Source organism: Enterobacteriaceae endosymbiont of Donacia thalassina (assembly GCF_012568245.1).
In the GTDB taxonomy this organism is placed as follows: domain Bacteria; phylum Pseudomonadota; class Gammaproteobacteria; order Enterobacterales; family Enterobacteriaceae.
In genome coordinates, this window is the sequence record NZ_CP046188.1 from 218,017 (window position 1) to 235,257 (window position 17,241).

The window sequence follows — 17,241 nt, forward strand, 5'->3', positions numbered from 1 at the left end:
TTATTAAAATAAATATATTATAAATAAAAATTAATAAATAAGATTTTATTTTATAAAATAATTAAAATTTAGTTATATATAATATAATTTTTTACCAAAATAAGGAATAATAACCATGTCAGATAATTATATATTTTATAATGACGTGGATCCAATTGAAACAGATGATTGGATACAATCAATAGATTCTGTAATAAAAGAAGATGGAATTGAAAGAGCTAAATTTTTATTAAAAAAAACTATAATACATCTTAATAATAATGGAATTAATTTGAATTTTTATGAAAATAATTATATGAATTCTATTCCTAAAGAACAAGAGGATATATATCCTGGAAATTTAATTTTAGAAGAAAAAATAAGATCTTTTATTAGATGGAATGCAATAATGATTATTTTAAGAGCTTCTAAAAAAAATTTAGATTTAGGAGGTCATATTTCTTCTTATCAATCATCTTCATATATTTATGAAGTTTGTTTTAATCATTTTTTTAAAGCATCTAATAAGATTGATAATGGAGATATTATTTATTTTCAAGGACATATATCACCTGGAATTTATGCAAGATCATTTATAGAAGGACGTATAAATATTGATTATTTAGATAATTTTCGTCAAGAAATATTTGGTAAAGGTTTATCATCTTATCCTCATCCTAAACTTATGCCAAATTTTTGGCAATTCCCTACTGTATCAATGGGTTTAGGACCAATATCTGCAATATATCAAGCTAAATTTATTAAATATTTAGAAAATAGAGAATTACAGAAAAAAACAAATAGAAAAATTTTTGCATTTTTAGGCGATGGTGAAATGGATGAACCAGAATCTAAGGGAGTTTTAAATATAGCAGCAAGAGAAAAACTAAATAATTTAATTTTTATAATAAATTGTAATTTACAAAGATTAGATGGTCCTGTATATGGTAATGGAAAAATTATTAATGAATTAGAAAATATTTTTAAAGGAGCTGGATGGGAAGTTATTAAAGTAATTTGGGGAAATACTTGGGAAAATTTATTATTTAAAGATAAAACTGGTAAATTAATTCAATTAATGAATAATACTTTGGATGGAGATTTTCAAAACTTAAATTCTAAAAATGGATCTTATATTAGAAAGAATTTTTTTGGAAAATTTCCAGAAACATTAGAACTTGTTAAAAATTTAACTGATAAAGAAATAGAACAATTAAATTATGGAGGTCATGATTCTAAAAAAATTTATGCAGCTTTTAAAAAAGCTTATAAAGTTAAAGATAAACCTACAGTAATATTATTTCATACCATAAAAGGATTTGGTTTAGGTAAAATAGCTGAAAGTAAAAATATTGCTCATCAAATTAAAAAAATTAATATTGATACGATAAAATATATACGTAATAATTTAAATATTCCTATAAATGATAAAGATTTATATAAATTACCTTATATATCTTTTAGTCCAGATTCTTTAGAATTTAAATATTTACATAATCAACGTAAAAAATTAGGAGGATATATTCCATATAGAAGAATAAATTTTACAGAAAAATTAATATTACCAAAATTAGAAGATTTTAATATATTGTTTAAAGAACAATATAGAATATCAACAACAATTGCATTTGTACGTATATTAAATATTTTACTAAGAAATAAACATATTACTAAAAGGATTGTACCAATAATTGCAGATGAAGCTCGTACATTTGGTATGGAAGGATTATTTAGAAAAATAGGAATATATAATTCTAAAGGACTACAATATACTCCTCAAGATAAATCTTTATTAGCATATTATAAAGAAGATATTAAAGGACAAATTCTCCAAGAAGGAATTAATGAATCTGGAGCTTTTGCATCATGGTTAGCTGCTGCTACATCTTATTCTACAAATAATTTACCTATGATCCCATTTTATATTTATTATTCTATGTTTGGTTTTCAACGTATTGGAGATTTTTGTTGGGCTGCTGGTGATCAACAAGCAAGAGGATTTTTAATTGGAGCAACTTCAGGACGTACTACTTTAAATGGAGAAGGATTACAACATGAAGATGGACATAGTCATATTTATTCTTTAACAATTCCTAATTGTATTTCATATGATCCTACTTATGCATATGAACTAGCAGTTATTATCCATAATGGTTTAAAAAGAATGTATGGGAAAAAACAAGAAAATATATATTATTATATAACTACTATGAATGAATTTTATAATATGCCAGCAATGAATATAAAAGATACATATGGTATTTGTAAAGGAATATATAAAATATTTTCTATGGGAAATAATATAAAAAATATTACAATACAATTATTAGGTTCAGGATCAATATTATGTAATATGTTTAAAGCGGCAGATATATTATATTATGAATATAATATTTATTCAGATATTTTCAGTGTTACTTCTTTTACTGAAATTGCTAGAGAAGGACAGGATTGTGATCGTTGGAATTTATTACATCCTTTTGAAAAACGTCGTATTCCTTATATTACAAATATAATGAAAAATTATCCAACAGTAGCAGCAACAGATTATATGAAAATTTTTGCTGAACAAATTCGTAAATATATACCAACAAGTTATTATTTTGTTTTAGGTACTGATGGCTATGGTCGTTCAGATAGTCGTAAAAATTTACGTGATTTTTTTGAAATTAATGAATTATATATAGTACTTGCTGTATTAAATATATTATTAGATTTAAATCTTATTGATTTAAAAAAAATTTTACATTTTATTAAAAAATATAAAATTAATATAAATAAAAATAATCCTAGAACTTCATAAAAAAGGAATCATATGTATAAAAAAATAACACTTCCAGATACAGGAATAGAAGAGATGAGGATTACTGAAATTTTAGTAAAAAAAGGAGAAAAAATTTTACAAGAACAACCAATTATTACAGTAGAAAGTGATAAAACATCAATGGAAATACCTTCTAACCAAAGTGGTATTGTAAAAAAAATTTTAATATCTGTAAATGATAAAATACATAAAGGAGATATAATATTAGAAATATTAAATAATGAAAAAAATAATTTTATTAAAGATTTTAAAAAAATATCAGAAGAAAATAAAATAGAAGCAAAATCATCACAAATTCATGAAATAAAAAATCAAAAAAATAAAATCTCTCATATTTTAAGACAAAATGATGATATCATAAAAAATGATGATTTAAAAAAAAATAAAAGTTTGAATACACAAAAATATATATATGCTTCACCTATTATTCGTAAAATGGCAAGAAAATTAAATATTAATTTAGAAAATATAAAGGCAAGTGGTTTAAAAAATAGAATTCTTAAAGAAGATATTTTAAAATATATTAATAATAAAAATAAATTAGAAAATAATAATTCTGAAAAATTTTTATCAAAATTTAAAAAATTTGGTCCTTGTGAAGAAATCATTTTAAATAATATACAGAAAACTACTAGTAAAAATTTATCCAATAATTGGAAAAATATTCCTCATGTTACACAACATATTGAAACTGATATTACAAAATTAGAAGAATTTAGAATTAAAAAAAATAATGAATTTTATAAAAAACAAAAAAATATTAAGTTAACTTTATTAAGTTTTATAATTAAAATATGTGCACATGCTTTAAAAAAATATCCTAATTTTAATTCTTCTTTATCTAATATTAACCAAAATTTAATAATAAAAAAATATTTTAATATTGGAATAGCTATTAATACCAAAAAAGGTTTATTTGTTCCTGTAATATTTGATGTTTTAAATAAAAGTATTAATGATTTATCTAAAATAATACTTAATCTTGCTAATAAAGCAAAAAACAATAAATTACATCCTTTAGATATGCAAGGTGGTTGTTTTACAATATCTAATTTAGGACAATTTAAAGGAAATTTTTTTACACCTATAATTAATTCTCCAGAAGTAGCAATTTTAGGTATATCTCAAGCTAATATTAAACCAATATGGAACGGTGATAAATTTATTCCAAAATTAATGTTACCATTATCTTTATCTTATGATCATAGAGTAATAAATGGAGTAGAAGGTATTGATTTTTTAAATTATATTTGTACATTAATATCAGATATTAGAAATATATTAATATAAATTTTACAAATTTTAACATTATACTATTAATAGAGATTAATATTATGAATAATATAATAAAAACTCAAGTTGTTGTAATTGGAGGAGGACCTGCAGGATATTCTGCAGCTTTTCGTTGTAGTGATTTAGGTTTAAAAACAATAATAGTAGAAAATTATCAAAATTTAGGTGGAGTTTGTTTAAATGTAGGATGTATACCCTCTAAAACAATATTACATATTGCAAAAATTATTAAAGAAAATCAAAATTTTTTAAAAGAAGGAATATTTAATAATATTCCTGAAATTAATATTAATAATATTATTAAATTTAAACAGAATATTATTAATAAATTAACTAATGGGTTAAATTTTCTTGCAAAAAAACGTAATGTAAAAATCATAAATGGTATGAGTTTTTTTGAAACAGAAAATTGTTTAAATGTTATTAATAATGATAATATTCAAATTTTATTTGAAAATGCAATTATAGCAACAGGCTCAAGTCCTATTACACTACCTTTTATTCCTTATAAAGATAATAGAATTTGGAATTCTACAGATGCATTACTTTTAAAAAAAATTCCTAAAAAAATGATGATTTTAGGTAGTGGTATTATTGGCTTAGAAATAGCAACAATTTATCAAACTTTTGGTTCTACTATAGATATAGTAGATATTTCAAATAATTTTTTACCAGAAGTTGATCATGATATTATTAATGTTTATAAAAAAAATATAAAAAATAAATTTCATTTTATGTTAGGAACAGAAATTTTATCAATAGATAATAATCAAAATTTATTACAAGTACATATGACTAATGATAATAATAAATCTGTTTATTCTAAACAATATGATAATATTCTTATTTCTATAGGTAGAAAACCTAATTCTGATTATATTAATAAAAAATTAAATAAAATTTTAATTAATAATGATGGTTTTATTAATGTAGATAATCAAATGAGAACTAATATTCCTAATATATATGCAATAGGAGATGTTATTGGTAATCCAATGCTTGCACATAAAGGAATACATGAAGGTCATCTAGCTGCAGAAGTTATTGCTGGAAAAAATCATTATTTTGTTCCTAAAGTTATCCCATCTATAGCTTATACTAATCCAGAAATAGCTTGGGTAGGAATAACAGAAAAAAAAGCTCTTAAAGAAAATATAAATTATAAAGTTTCTTCCTTTTCTTGGAATTCATTAGGAAGAGCAGTTTCTTCAAATGAAAAAAATGGATTAACTAAATTAATTGTAGAAAAAGACTCTAATAGAGTTATAGGTGGTAGTATTATTGGATATAATGCAGGAGAATTATTAGGAGAAATAAGTTTAGCTATTGAAATGGGTTGTGATATAGAAGATATTGCATTAACTATTCATGCACATCCAACTTTTTATGAATCTATTGGTATAACTGCCGAAATATATACAAAATCAGCAACAGATATTATTAATATCTAAATATTATTTTAATATTAAAAATATTATTTATAATTATATATTTAAGAAAATTTATTTTAATAAATAGTTTAATTAATAATTAATTAAATTATTTGTTTTATAAGTTATCTTTTTCATAAATTTTAAACAAGAAAAATTTTTTTTATTATTTTATAATATATTTTATATAATATATATAAATCATTAATATTAATATGTTCATTAATTTTATGAATAGTTGTATTTAGTAATCCTAATTCAACAATTTGTGCTTGTGTTTTTATTATAAAACGTCCATCTGAAGTACCTCCATTATTAATTAAAGTTGGATATATATGATTTATTGAATAAATACTTTTTTTAACTAATTCTATTAAATTTTTTTCTTTTATAATTTTTTTTTGAATACTTAAAAAAGGTAATCCTGATAATTTCCATTTAATTTGATAATTAATTATATATTTTTTTACAATATTATTAAAAATTTTTAATATATTTTTATAACATATTTCATTATTAAAACGAAAATTTATATATATAATAATATTTCCTGGTATTATATTATTATTTTCTATATCTGAACTAATTTTAGTTATTTGCATACTAGTTTCTGGAAATAAATTATTTTTTTTATTCCATTTAATTAATATTAATTTATTAAGTAATGGTATTACCATATGTATCGGATTTTGTGCTAACTTATGATACGCAACATGTCCTTGTATACCTATAATTTTTAATTTAATATTTAATGACCCCCTTCTTCCATTCTTAATATTATCTCCAATAATTTTATTACTTGTGGGTTCACCTAATATACAAAAATTTAATTTTTCTTTTTCTTTTAATAAATTATTAATAATTTTAATAGTTCCATTTTTTGCACTTCCCTCCTCATCTGAGGTGATAAGAAAAGCTATACGCCCATTATAATTACGATATTTTGTAATAAAATTTTTAGCCGCAAAAATCATTGCGGCTAAAGAACCTTTCATATCACATACTCCTCTACCATATAAAATATTATTATCTATAATAGCTTCAAATGGGTTAAACTTCCATTTTTTAATATCTCCTGGGGGGACTACATCTGTATGGCCAGCAAATACTAAAGTATTATTAATATTCTTATGATAGTTATGAACTGCCCAGAAATTATTTGTATCTTTAATATTTATTATTTTAATATTAAAATTTAATTTTTTTAAAATTTTGATTAAAATATTTTGACATCCTGCATCATCAGGACTAATAGAACGACATCTAATGAGTTTTTTTGTTAAATTAATTATTTGTTCTAACATATTTATTTTACTTTAAATTTTAAGATTAATTTTTAATATGGTTTGTTTTGTAATGCTAATACTAATACTTCTTCAATATTTTTTACTGTTAAAATTTTTAAGTCTGTAATAATATTTTTTGGTATATCTTCTAAATTTCTTTTATTTTGTTCAGGAATTAAAACAATATTAATACCACCTCTATGCGCTGCTAATAATTTTTCTTTTAATCCTCCAATTGCTAGTACTTGACCTCTTAAAGTAATTTCTCCTGTCATAGCTACATTAGCTTTTACAGGATTATTAGTTAAACTAGAAACAAGAGCTGTACACATAGAGATACCAGCACTTGGCCCATCTTTTGGCGTAGCTCCTTCAGGAACATGAACATGAATATCTATATTTTTATAAAATTCAGTATTAATATTTAATTTTTTTGTTCTTGCTTTTACTACAGTTAAAGCTGTTTGTATTGATTCTTGCATAACTTCACCTAAAGAACCTGTATATGTTAATTTACCTTTACCTGGTATACATACAGTTTCAATAGTTAATAATTCTCCTCCGACTTCTGTCCATGCTAATCCAGTAACTTGACCTATTAAATTTTCACTTTCTGCTTTACCATAATCAAATTTTTTTACACCTAAATATTTTTTTAAATTTAAATGATCTATTTTAATAGATTTAATATTTTTCTCTATTAAAATAGCTTTAACAGTTTTTCTACATAATGTAGATAATTCTCTTTCTAATCCTCTAACTCCTGATTCTCTAGTATAATATCTAATTATATCTATAATTGCTTTATTATTAATAACTAATTCTTTTTCTTTTAAAGCATTACGATGAAATTGTTTAGGTAATAAATATTTTTTTGCTATATTAAGTTTTTCATCTTCTGTATAACCAGTAATTTTAATAACTTCCATTCTATCTAAAAGAGGTAAAGGTATATGTAATGAAGAATTTGAAGTTGCTACAAACATAACATTAGACAAATCATAATCTATTTCAAGATAATGATCATTAAAAGCAATATTTTGTTCTGGATCTAATACTTCTAATAAAGCTGACGCAGGATCTCCTCTCATATCATATGAAATTTTATCTATTTCATCTAATAGTAATAATGGATTTTTTACTCCTGCTTTTGCCATTTTTTGAATAATTTTACCAGGCATAGAACCAATATATGTTCTACGATGTCCTCTAATTTCTCCTTCATCTCTTATACCTCCTAAAGCTATCTTAATAAATTTACGTCCTGTAGCTCTTGCAATAGATTTTCCTAAAGAAGTTTTACCAACACCTGGAGGACCTACTAAACATAATATAGGGCCTCTAATTTTATTAGATCTATTTTGAACAGCTAAATATTCTAAAATATGTTCTTTTACAGATTCTAAGCCAAAATGATCTTGATCTAATATTTTTTTTGCTTTACATAAATCTTTTTTTAATCTACTTTTTATATTCCATGGAATTTGTAACATCCATTCTATATATCCTCTAACAACAGTTGCTTCTGCTGACATAGGCGACATCATTTTCAATTTTCTTAATTCAGAATATGTTTTTTCTTTTGCTTCTTTGGGCATTTTTACTAATTCTATTTTTTTTTTTAAAATTTTATTTTCATCAGGATGTTCATCTATTTCTCCTAATTCTTTTTGAATAGCTTTCATTTGCTCATTTAAATAATATTCTTTTTGACTTTTTTCCATTTGTTTTTTAACTCTATTACGAATTTTTTTTTCTACTTGTAATAAGTCAATTTCAGATTCCATTATAGCCATTAAATATTCTAATCTTTCATTAATATTAGACATTTCTAATACTAATTGTTTATTAGCTAATTTTAAAGGCATATGTGCAGCAATAGTATCTGCTAATTTAGCTGCATCATTAATATTATTTAATGAACTTAATACTTCTGGAGGAATTTTTTTATTTAATTTTGTATATCTTTCAAATTGATTAATAGCTGTTCTTACTAAAATTTCTTGTTCTTTAATTTTGAGTACTGGAGATGATAAATATTCTATTTTTGCTGTAAAATAATTCTTATCATCAAATAGAGTATTTAATTTTGCTCTTTGTAATCCTTCTACTAAAATTTTAACAGTACCATCAGGTAATTTTAACATTTGTAAAATAGAAGTAATAGTTCCTACAGTAAATAAATCACAAATACTAGGATTATCATTAGATGCTTCTTTTTGTGCAACTAACATTACTTTTTTATCATTATTCATTGCTGCTTCTAAACAACGAATAGATTTCTTTCTTCCAATAAATAAGGGAATTACCATATAAGGATATACAACTACATCACGTAATGGTAAAACAGGAATTATAATATTTTCTGAATTCTCAGAATTCATAGATTTCTCTCTTTATTATTATAATATGTTAAAAAACATATTTTTATATATATAAAAAATAATTAATTTTTTCTATATTCTATAATAGGTTCAGATAAATTATTAATAACTTTACTATCAATTTTTATTTTATATATATTTTTTTTTATTGAAGGTACATTATACATTATATTTAATAATGATTTTTCTAAAATAGTTCTGAGTCCTCTAGCTCCAATATTTAACAAAAATGCTTTTTTAGCAATTGCTTCAATTGCGCTATTATCAAATTCTAATTTAATATTTTCATATTCAAACAAAGTTTGATATTGTTTAATTAGAGCATTTTTCGGTTTTAATAAAATTTGTATTAATTTATTCTCATTAAGTTCATTTAATGATATTGTGATAGGTAAACGTCCTATAAATTCTGGAATTAATCCAAATTTAATTAAATCTTGAGGAAGTACTTTTTTTAAAAGATTATATTTATTTGTAAATTTATTAATATTTTTTTTTATTTTTGAATGGAAACCTATATTATTAGATATATTAATTCTATTAGAAATAATATTTTCTAATCCATAAAAAGAACCAGCGCAAATAAATAAAATATTTTTAGTATTTACCTGAATAAAATCTTGTTGTGGATGTTTACGACCTCCTTTAGGAGGTACAGAAGAAATAGTGCCTTCAATTAATTTTAATAAAGCTTGCTGAACCCCTTCTCCAGAAACATCTCTAGTTATAGAAACATTTTCTGATTTACATGCAATTTTATCAATTTCATCAATATATATTATACCATGTTGTGCTTTTTTTATATCATAGTTAGCATTTTGTAATAGTTTTTGTATAATATTTTCAACATCTTCTCCTACATATCCTGCTTCAGTTAAAGTAGTTGCATCTGTAATTGCAAATGGTACGTTAAGAAAACGTGCCATTGTTTCAGCTAATAATGTTTTTCCACTTCCTGTAGGACCTAATAAGAGAATATTACTTTTTTCAATTATATTATTATTTTTATTATAATTATGTATTTTTTTATAATGATTATATACTGATACTGCAAGTATTTTTTTAGCTTGTGATTGACTAATAACATAATTATTTAAATAATCAAAAATTTTATGTGGTGTTATTATTCCTGAATTTTCGTTATTAAAAAATTTATTATATTTATTTATATTTTTTTTTTTTAAAATACTATAATATAATTTGATACATTTATCACAAATAAAAATAAATTGATCTCCTGAAATTAATTTATTTACTTCATTTTGATTTTTTTTACAAAAGGAACAATAAATTTTTGTATTTAAATTTTCCTTTTTATGTGTCATTACAAACCTCATTAATAAATGAAACAAAAAATTTTATAATTATATTTTTATAAATTTTAATATTGATATTATTTTTTATTAAAAATAATATTATCTACTAAACCATATTCTACCGATTCTTGAGCTGATAAAAATCTATCTCTATTAGTATCTTTCTCAATAATTTCAATAGATTTACCTGTATGTAATGACATAAGTTTATTGATATAATTTTTCATTCTTAAAATTTCTTTAGTTTGAATTTCTATATCTGTAACTTGTCCTTGATAGTTTCCTATAGGTTGATGTATCATAACTCTAGAATGAGGTAAACAAAATCTTTTTTTTTTTTCACCAGAAGCTAATAAAAAAGCAGCCATTGAACATGCTTGACCTATACAAAATGTACTAATGTCTGAATTTACAAATTGCATAGTGTCATAAATAGACATTCCTGATGTAATTACACCTCCAGGACTATTTATATATAAAAATATATCTTTATTTGAATTTTCTGAATCTAAAAATAGAATTTGTGCAACTATTAAATTTGCCATATTATCTTCAATAGGTCCTGTTAAAAAAATAATACGCTCTTTTAAGAGTCTAGAAAAAATATCATATGATCTTTCACCTCTTGAGGTATGTTCAATTACAATAGGAATTGTATGAATTTCATTTTTTTCAGTAGTTTTATGATTTTTTTGATATGACATTATTATCCTTTAAATATAATATTATTAATTTTTAAATTTTTAATTTTTTTTTATATTTTTAAATTTTTCCCATTCACTTAATGTATAAGTATGTAATGATAATGAATGAATATTATTTATTTTATTACCGATAATATGATAAATTAGTCTATGTCTAGTAATTAATGATTTATTCATAAATAAATTACTTACAATAATAATTTCTATATGAGTTATTAAATTGATAATATTATCAATATGATTATTATGATGTTGACTATTATCATTAATTTTTAAATATATAGGTTGTAATTTAGATATTATTTTTTTTTTTATTTTTTTTAAAATCATGATGATATATCCAAAAAAATTAATTTTTATAATCTAAAATATATTTTCAATATTAGAAATTACTAATTTAAGAATATTAGAATTACCAGATAATATATTTGAAGAGTTTTTGTAATTATAATGTCCCATAAAGTTTGTTAATAATCCTCCTGATTCTTTTATTATTAATTCTCCAGCAAGTAAATAATTAAAATTTTGTACATTATTATTAATATAACAATCAATTTTATTTGCAGCTAAATATGCTAAATCTAGAGATATAGAACCACTAATTCTAATTGAAATTAAATTATTTTTAAATAATTTAGATAAATTAATATTTTTTTTTTTAAAAAAAAAATAATTAGTATTTAAAGCAAATAACAGAAATTTTTTTTTTGTATATATATCACAACGTAATTTATATCCATTTAATTGTGCATTTTGTCCTCTTATTGCTGTAAACAAATCATTTTTTAATGGATCATATATTAAAGAAATTTCTGTTTTTCCTTTTATACAAATAGCTATAGATATTGAAAAATGGGGTAATTTTTTTAAAAAATTCATAATTCCATCTAGAGGATTAATAATCCATATAGTTTTTTTATATTTAAAAATAAAAAAATTTTCTTTATTTAAAATAACAATATTTTTTTCATATATATTATAAAATATTTTAGTAATTGTATTAATTAAATTTTTTTTAATTTTTTTTATAAAAAAATCACTATCATAATTATTATTATTATATATATTTATATTCTGCATCTCATAATTTTTTATGATAATATTTCCAATATTACGTATCATACGTATAGCAATATTAAGCATTGGAGAACGCATATATTATTTCTCATTTATATTCATTATTATATTATAAACTAAGTAATTAAATAATATTTTTTTATTTTATAATAAAAAATAAATATTTTAAATATTTATTTTTATAAAATATTTTTTATAAAAAATATTGTTTTTTAACAAAAAACATTTATTATAAAAATAAATAATTTTTTATTTCATTATGTTACAAATAACAGAATCAGCGCAAAAATATTTTTTAAAATTATTATCTAAAAAAAATAATAATATACAAATTAGAATTTCAGTATTAATTAAAAATAATACATTTAAAGGTAATATATCTTTTTGTCATATAAAAAAAATTAAAAATAATGATATTAAACTAAATTTTAAAAAAATAAATATATTTGTAGAATTTCATAGTTTAAAATTTTTAAAAGATATTAAAATAGATATTATAAAAAATAACTTATCTACAAAATTACAATTTATAGTTTTAAATAATAAAAAAATAAAAAACAATAAAAATATAAAAGATTTAAAAAAAGATATTAATAATTTTTTAAAAAATATGATTAATCCAAAATTACTCCATCATGGAGGTTTTATTATATTAAAAAATATAACAAATAATAATATTTTATTATTAGAATTTCATGGAGGTTGTCAAGGATGTTCAATGAGTAATCATACACTTAAAAATTGGATTGAAAAAGAAATATTATATAATTTTCCAAATATAAAAGGAGTACATGATATAACTCTTCATAAAAAAAATAAATTAACTTACTATTAAATAAAAAATATATATCATTTTTTATTTAAATATTTTATGATTTTTAAAATATATATTTATTAATTTAGTAATTTAAAAAATATTTATTTAAATATTTAAATAAGGAATAAAGATATATGCCAGTAATAGTTCCAAAAAAATTACCTGCTATTAATATTTTAAAAAAAGAAAATATATTGTTATTAACAAAATCTCAAAAATATGAAAAATATACAAAAAAATTAAAAATACTTTTTTTGAATTTAATGTTTGAAAAAATTGAAACAGAAAATCAAATAATTAGGTTATTATCTAACTCTTCTTTATTTATAGATTTATCATTATTATCTGTAAGAGATAATAAATCATCTAATAATTTATCTATTAAACATATAAATAAATATTATCTAAATTTAGATCAAATATATAATAAATATTATGATGGATTAATTATTACAGGTGCCCCATTAGGTTTAATTAATTTTACAGATATTAGATATTGGAAAGAATTTGTAAAAATTATACATTGGGCACAAGAACATGTAAATTCTATTTTATCTATATGTTGGTCTGTACAAGCAATTTTAAATATACTATATAATATTCCAAAAAAAATTAATCATTCAAAATTGTTAGGTATATTTAAACATAAAATTTTATTAAAAAATAATTTTTTAGTTCAAGGATTTGATGATTATTTTTTTGTTCCTCATTCTAGATACTCTAATTTTTCTTTAAGTTTTATACAGTATTATACTGATTTAAAAATTATTTCTTTTTCAGAAAAAGCAGGTGTATATATTTTCTCAAGTAATCAAAATAAATATATATTTATTACTGGACACCCAGAATATGATGCATTAACAATAAATAAAGAATATTTAAATGATTTACAAAATGGAAAAAATATTAAAATACCATATAATTATTATCCTTTAAATAATCAAAATTTAATGCCTCAAGTTAAATGGAGAAGTCATGGTAATTTGTTATTTTTAAATTGGTTAAATTATTTATTTTATAAATAAATTATTTTAAAATATTTAATTTATAAAAGGAGTTTTAATGTTAACAACTAAATATCTATTTTTTACATCTAAAAATAAAATATGTGATAATAATATAAATAGTTATTCTTTAATGCTTAAATCAGGAATGGTTAGAAAATTATCTTCTGGAATATATACTTGGTTACCTACTGGATTAAGAGTAATTAATAATTTTAAAAAAATAATACGTTATTTTATGAAAGATATAGGTGCAATAGAATTATTATTACCTATATTACATCCATGTAATATATGGGAACAAAGTGGACGTATAAATGATTATGGAAAAGAATTATTAAAAATTTTAGACCGAAAAAAAAATAGTTTTATTTTAGGACCAACACATGAAGAAGTTATTACTTATTTAATAAATAATGAAATTAAATCATATAAATCTTTACCTATTCATTTATATCAAATTCAAACAAAATTTAGAGATGAAATAAGATCTCGTTTAGGAGTTATTCGATCTAAAGAATTCTTAATGAAAGATAGTTATTCATTTCATATAAATGAAGTTTCTTTAAAAGAAACTTATAATATTGTATTAAAAACTTATAAAAAAATATTTAATTTAATTAATATAAAATATTTGATAGTAAAAGCTAACAATAGTGTTATTGGAGGTGATGTTTCTCATGAGTTTCATATTTTATCTAAAAATGGCGAAAATTCACTTGCTTTGTCTCAAAATAAAAAATATATTTTTCATCAAGAATTAGGAAAATATTTTATTTATAAAAAATATGATATAAATAAAAAAAAATTTCTTAAAAAAAAAGTATTAACTTTAAAAAATTGTTTAAATTATAAAGAATTAGCTAAAATTTGTAATTTATCAATAAGGAATATTATTAAAACATTTATTTTAAGAACATCAGATAAAAAAAATCCCTTTATTGCTTTATTAATTAGAGCTGATTATGAATTAAATTTACATAAAATAAAAAAAATTAATAATAAAGTAATTAAAGTTTTATCAAAAATTGAAATAGAAAAAATTTTTCAAATGAATATAAATTCATTAGGACCTTTTAATTTAAAAATGCCTATTATTGGAGATTATTCTATAATTAATATGTATAATTTCATTATAGGAGCTAATATTAAAGATAAATATTATATTAATACAAATTGGCAAATAAATTTATCAATTCCTAATAATATTCAAGATATTCGTTATGTAACTAATAATGATTTAACTCCTGATAGTAAAAGTTTAATTAAAATTAAACGTAGTATTGAAATAGCTCATATTTTTCAAATTGGTAATAAATATTCAAAAATAATGAATACATATATTTATGATAAAGATAAAATTAAAAAAAACATATATATGGGTTGTTATGGTATTGGTATATCAAGATTAATAGCAGCAACAATAGAACAAAATTATGATACAAGAGGAATTTATTGGCCAAATTCATTATTAGCGCCTTTTATAGTAGCTATTATACCAATTAATATGTATAAATATTCTATAGTTGAAAAATATTCACTTTTAATTTATAAAAAATTTAAAATATTAGGAATAGATGTGATTCTTGATAATAGAAATGAAACACCTGGAGTTATGTTTGCTGATATTGACCTTATAGGAGTTCCACATATAATTATTATTAATAATAATAATATTATTAATAATAATGTTGAATATAAATATCGAAAAACAGGATTCAAAAATATTATTCCTATTAATTTAATTGTTGATTTTATTTTTAATAAAATAAAATTAAATAAATGTTTTAATATATTTTATTCCAAAAAATAAAAAAATTATCTTTTTCAGATATAGTAGCTTTACCCTCTTTAGTAATTAATTTATTTTCTAATTCTGCAATTAGTGTTTTATTATAAAATAGTAATGGAATTTGTTCTCTTTTCCATTTAGGAATGGATAATTTTTTCCATATACTATTAATATTTTTTTTAGTTTTAATATTATTAAAATAATATTTACCTAAAACATTAAATTTTACATATATAGTTTCATTATATTTAGGTTGTCTAATATATATCGATTCTTTTTTATAATTAAAATTAATATATAATATTACTAATTTCCCTAATTTATTAGGTAAAATTAAAGGAGTTATTAAATTATTCCAAATTAAAATAGTATTTTTTAAATCAGGAAAATATTTTATACAATATAAATAATTTTTATATTTTCGAATAATATACTCCCCTACTTTAATTTGAGGGTTGTTATTTTTTTTACAACAAATAATTTCATCCCATATAATGGATAATATTTTTCTAGAAGGCATATAATAATATTTATTATATTCTATCCATTTTCTAATAATAAAATTTCTTTTTATAATACTATAATTATATAATGGTTGAATAAATAAACTATTATTTTTTTGTATTAATTTATTTAATATTGGATTTATTAAATTTGTTAATAATTCTTCCTGTTCTTTATAATTTTTTATTGCTTTAATAACTGATTTTTTAAAAAAAGGCCATCTATTAGTTATTTTTGGTAAAATAATATTACGTAAAAAATTACGATCATATTTTATATTTTTATTACTCGGGTCTTCTATCCATGTTAATTTTTTTTTTATAGCATAATTAATTATTTTTTTTTTATTTATTTCAATTAATGGACGAAATAATATTAGATTATTAAAAATCTTAATTTTAGATATCCCAGATAAACCTTTTGGTCCACTTCCTCTCTTTAAAAATAAAAAAAAGTTTTCACATTGATCATCTAAATGATGAGCAGTTACTAAAATTTCATTTTTATAAATAATATTTTGAAATATTTCATATCTTTTTTTACGAGCATATTGTTCTATATTTTTTTTTATTTTAAAATTTATATTTTTATAAAAAAAGGGGATATTCCATTTTTTACATTGTGAAAAACAAGTTTTTAACCAATTATTTGATTCATAATTTAAATTATGATTAATATGTATAGCTCTTAATAAAAGAGGATGTTTTTTTCTTAATTTAAATAAATTATATAATAACACTGTAGAATCTATACCTCCACTATATGCTATTAATATTTTTTTAAATTTATATAACATTATCTGTATTTTTTTTTCTATTAACATATTTAAAT

General features: G+C 20.1%; 13 protein-coding genes. 6 read left to right on the plus strand and 7 right to left on the minus strand.

Annotated elements, in window-relative coordinates:
* The first annotated feature begins 115 nt into the window (after positions 1-115).
* From aceE to lpdA, 3 genes are read left to right on the plus strand one after another with little or no spacing between them, the layout of a single operon-like run.
* Complete coding sequence (aceE, locus tag GJU02_RS01025) at positions 116-2,782, plus strand: pyruvate dehydrogenase (acetyl-transferring), homodimeric type (protein WP_168919243.1); 2,667 nt, start codon at positions 116-118, stop codon at positions 2,780-2,782.
* A 12-nt stretch (positions 2,783-2,794) separates the two neighbouring features.
* On the plus strand, positions 2,795-4,093 hold the full coding sequence (locus GJU02_RS01030) for a 2-oxo acid dehydrogenase subunit E2 (protein ID WP_168919244.1): 1,299 nt from the start codon (positions 2,795-2,797) through the stop codon (positions 4,091-4,093).
* A 44-nt stretch (positions 4,094-4,137) separates the two neighbouring features.
* Positions 4,138-5,547 carry a dihydrolipoyl dehydrogenase gene (gene lpdA, locus GJU02_RS01035; protein WP_168919245.1) on the plus strand — a complete coding sequence of 470 codons (1,410 nt, stop codon included), beginning with the start codon at positions 4,138-4,140 and terminating at the stop codon, positions 5,545-5,547.
* Positions 5,548-5,669: 122 nt separating this feature from the next.
* Here lpdA and dapE read toward each other — a convergent pair whose 3' ends face one another.
* From dapE to GJU02_RS01065, 6 genes are all read right to left on the minus strand, one after another.
* A complete protein-coding gene (dapE, locus tag GJU02_RS01040) occupies positions 5,670-6,830 on the minus strand; it encodes a succinyl-diaminopimelate desuccinylase (RefSeq protein ID WP_168919246.1) in 1,161 nt (386 codons plus the stop codon).
* Between the two features lie 32 nt (positions 6,831-6,862).
* The gene (gene lon / locus GJU02_RS01045; RefSeq protein ID WP_168919247.1) at positions 6,863-9,196 is read right to left on the minus strand and encodes an endopeptidase La; all 2,334 of its coding nucleotides are present in this window, start codon (positions 9,194-9,196) and stop codon (positions 6,863-6,865) included.
* 62 nt (positions 9,197-9,258) lie between these two features.
* Positions 9,259-10,521, minus strand: coding sequence for an ATP-dependent Clp protease ATP-binding subunit ClpX (clpX, locus tag GJU02_RS01050; protein WP_168919248.1), 1,263 nt, complete (start codon positions 10,519-10,521; stop codon positions 9,259-9,261).
* Between the two features lie 68 nt (positions 10,522-10,589).
* Entirely contained in the window at positions 10,590-11,216 is a 627-nt protein-coding gene (gene clpP, locus GJU02_RS01055; RefSeq protein WP_168919249.1) for an ATP-dependent Clp endopeptidase proteolytic subunit ClpP, read from the minus strand.
* Positions 11,217-11,255: 39 nt separating this feature from the next.
* Entirely contained in the window at positions 11,256-11,546 is a 291-nt protein-coding gene (locus GJU02_RS01060) for a BolA family protein (RefSeq protein WP_168919250.1), read from the minus strand.
* A 33-nt stretch (positions 11,547-11,579) separates the two neighbouring features.
* Positions 11,580-12,371: an inositol monophosphatase family protein gene (locus tag GJU02_RS01065; protein WP_168919251.1), complete on the minus strand. Its 792-nt coding sequence runs from the start codon at positions 12,369-12,371 to the stop codon at positions 11,580-11,582.
* Between the two features lie 181 nt (positions 12,372-12,552).
* Here GJU02_RS01065 and GJU02_RS01070 point away from each other — a divergent pair, with 181 nt between their 5' ends.
* The 3 genes from GJU02_RS01070 (at position 12,553) to GJU02_RS01080 (ending at position 15,927) form a co-directional block, all read left to right on the plus strand.
* Positions 12,553-13,128, plus strand: coding sequence for a NifU family protein (locus GJU02_RS01070; RefSeq protein WP_168919252.1), 576 nt, complete (start codon positions 12,553-12,555; stop codon positions 13,126-13,128).
* A 116-nt stretch (positions 13,129-13,244) separates the two neighbouring features.
* On the plus strand, positions 13,245-14,135 hold the full coding sequence (locus GJU02_RS01075) for a homoserine O-succinyltransferase (protein ID WP_168919253.1): 891 nt from the start codon (positions 13,245-13,247) through the stop codon (positions 14,133-14,135).
* Between the two features lie 37 nt (positions 14,136-14,172).
* On the plus strand, positions 14,173-15,927 hold the full coding sequence (locus GJU02_RS01080; protein ID WP_168919254.1) for a proline--tRNA ligase: 1,755 nt from the start codon (positions 14,173-14,175) through the stop codon (positions 15,925-15,927).
* On the opposite strand, the gene tilS is transcribed toward GJU02_RS01080, so the two are convergent.
* The gene (gene tilS / locus GJU02_RS01085; RefSeq protein WP_168919255.1) at positions 15,902-17,233 is read right to left on the minus strand and encodes a tRNA lysidine(34) synthetase TilS; all 1,332 of its coding nucleotides are present in this window, start codon (positions 17,231-17,233) and stop codon (positions 15,902-15,904) included. The two genes, GJU02_RS01080 and tilS, sit on opposite strands and share 26 nt — an antisense overlap.
* Positions 17,234-17,241 lie beyond the last annotated feature (8 nt).

Bases quoted from the DNA above. Each gene is read 5' to 3' on its own strand.
- aceE (WP_168919243.1), top strand. From the start codon at position 116: ATGTCAGATAATTATATATTTTATAATGACGTGGATCCAATTGAAACA.
- GJU02_RS01030 (WP_168919244.1), top strand. From the start codon at position 2,795: ATGTATAAAAAAATAACACTTCCAGATACAGGAATAGAAGAGATGAGG.
- lpdA (WP_168919245.1), top strand. From the start codon at position 4,138: ATGAATAATATAATAAAAACTCAAGTTGTTGTAATTGGAGGAGGACCT.
- dapE (WP_168919246.1), bottom strand. From the start codon at position 6,830: ATGTTAGAACAAATAATTAATTTAACAAAAAAACTCATTAGATGTCGT.
- lon (WP_168919247.1), bottom strand. From the start codon at position 9,196: ATGAATTCTGAGAATTCAGAAAATATTATAATTCCTGTTTTACCATTA.
- clpX (WP_168919248.1), bottom strand. From the start codon at position 10,521: ATGACACATAAAAAGGAAAATTTAAATACAAAAATTTATTGTTCCTTT.
- clpP (WP_168919249.1), bottom strand. From the start codon at position 11,216: ATGTCATATCAAAAAAATCATAAAACTACTGAAAAAAATGAAATTCAT.
- GJU02_RS01060 (WP_168919250.1), bottom strand. From the start codon at position 11,546: ATGATTTTAAAAAAAATAAAAAAAAAAATAATATCTAAATTACAACCT.
- GJU02_RS01065 (WP_168919251.1), bottom strand. From the start codon at position 12,371: ATGCGTTCTCCAATGCTTAATATTGCTATACGTATGATACGTAATATT.
- GJU02_RS01070 (WP_168919252.1), top strand. From the start codon at position 12,553: ATGTTACAAATAACAGAATCAGCGCAAAAATATTTTTTAAAATTATTA.
- GJU02_RS01075 (WP_168919253.1), top strand. From the start codon at position 13,245: ATGCCAGTAATAGTTCCAAAAAAATTACCTGCTATTAATATTTTAAAA.
- GJU02_RS01080 (WP_168919254.1), top strand. From the start codon at position 14,173: ATGTTAACAACTAAATATCTATTTTTTACATCTAAAAATAAAATATGT.
- tilS (WP_168919255.1), bottom strand. From the start codon at position 17,233: ATGTTAATAGAAAAAAAAATACAGATAATGTTATATAAATTTAAAAAA.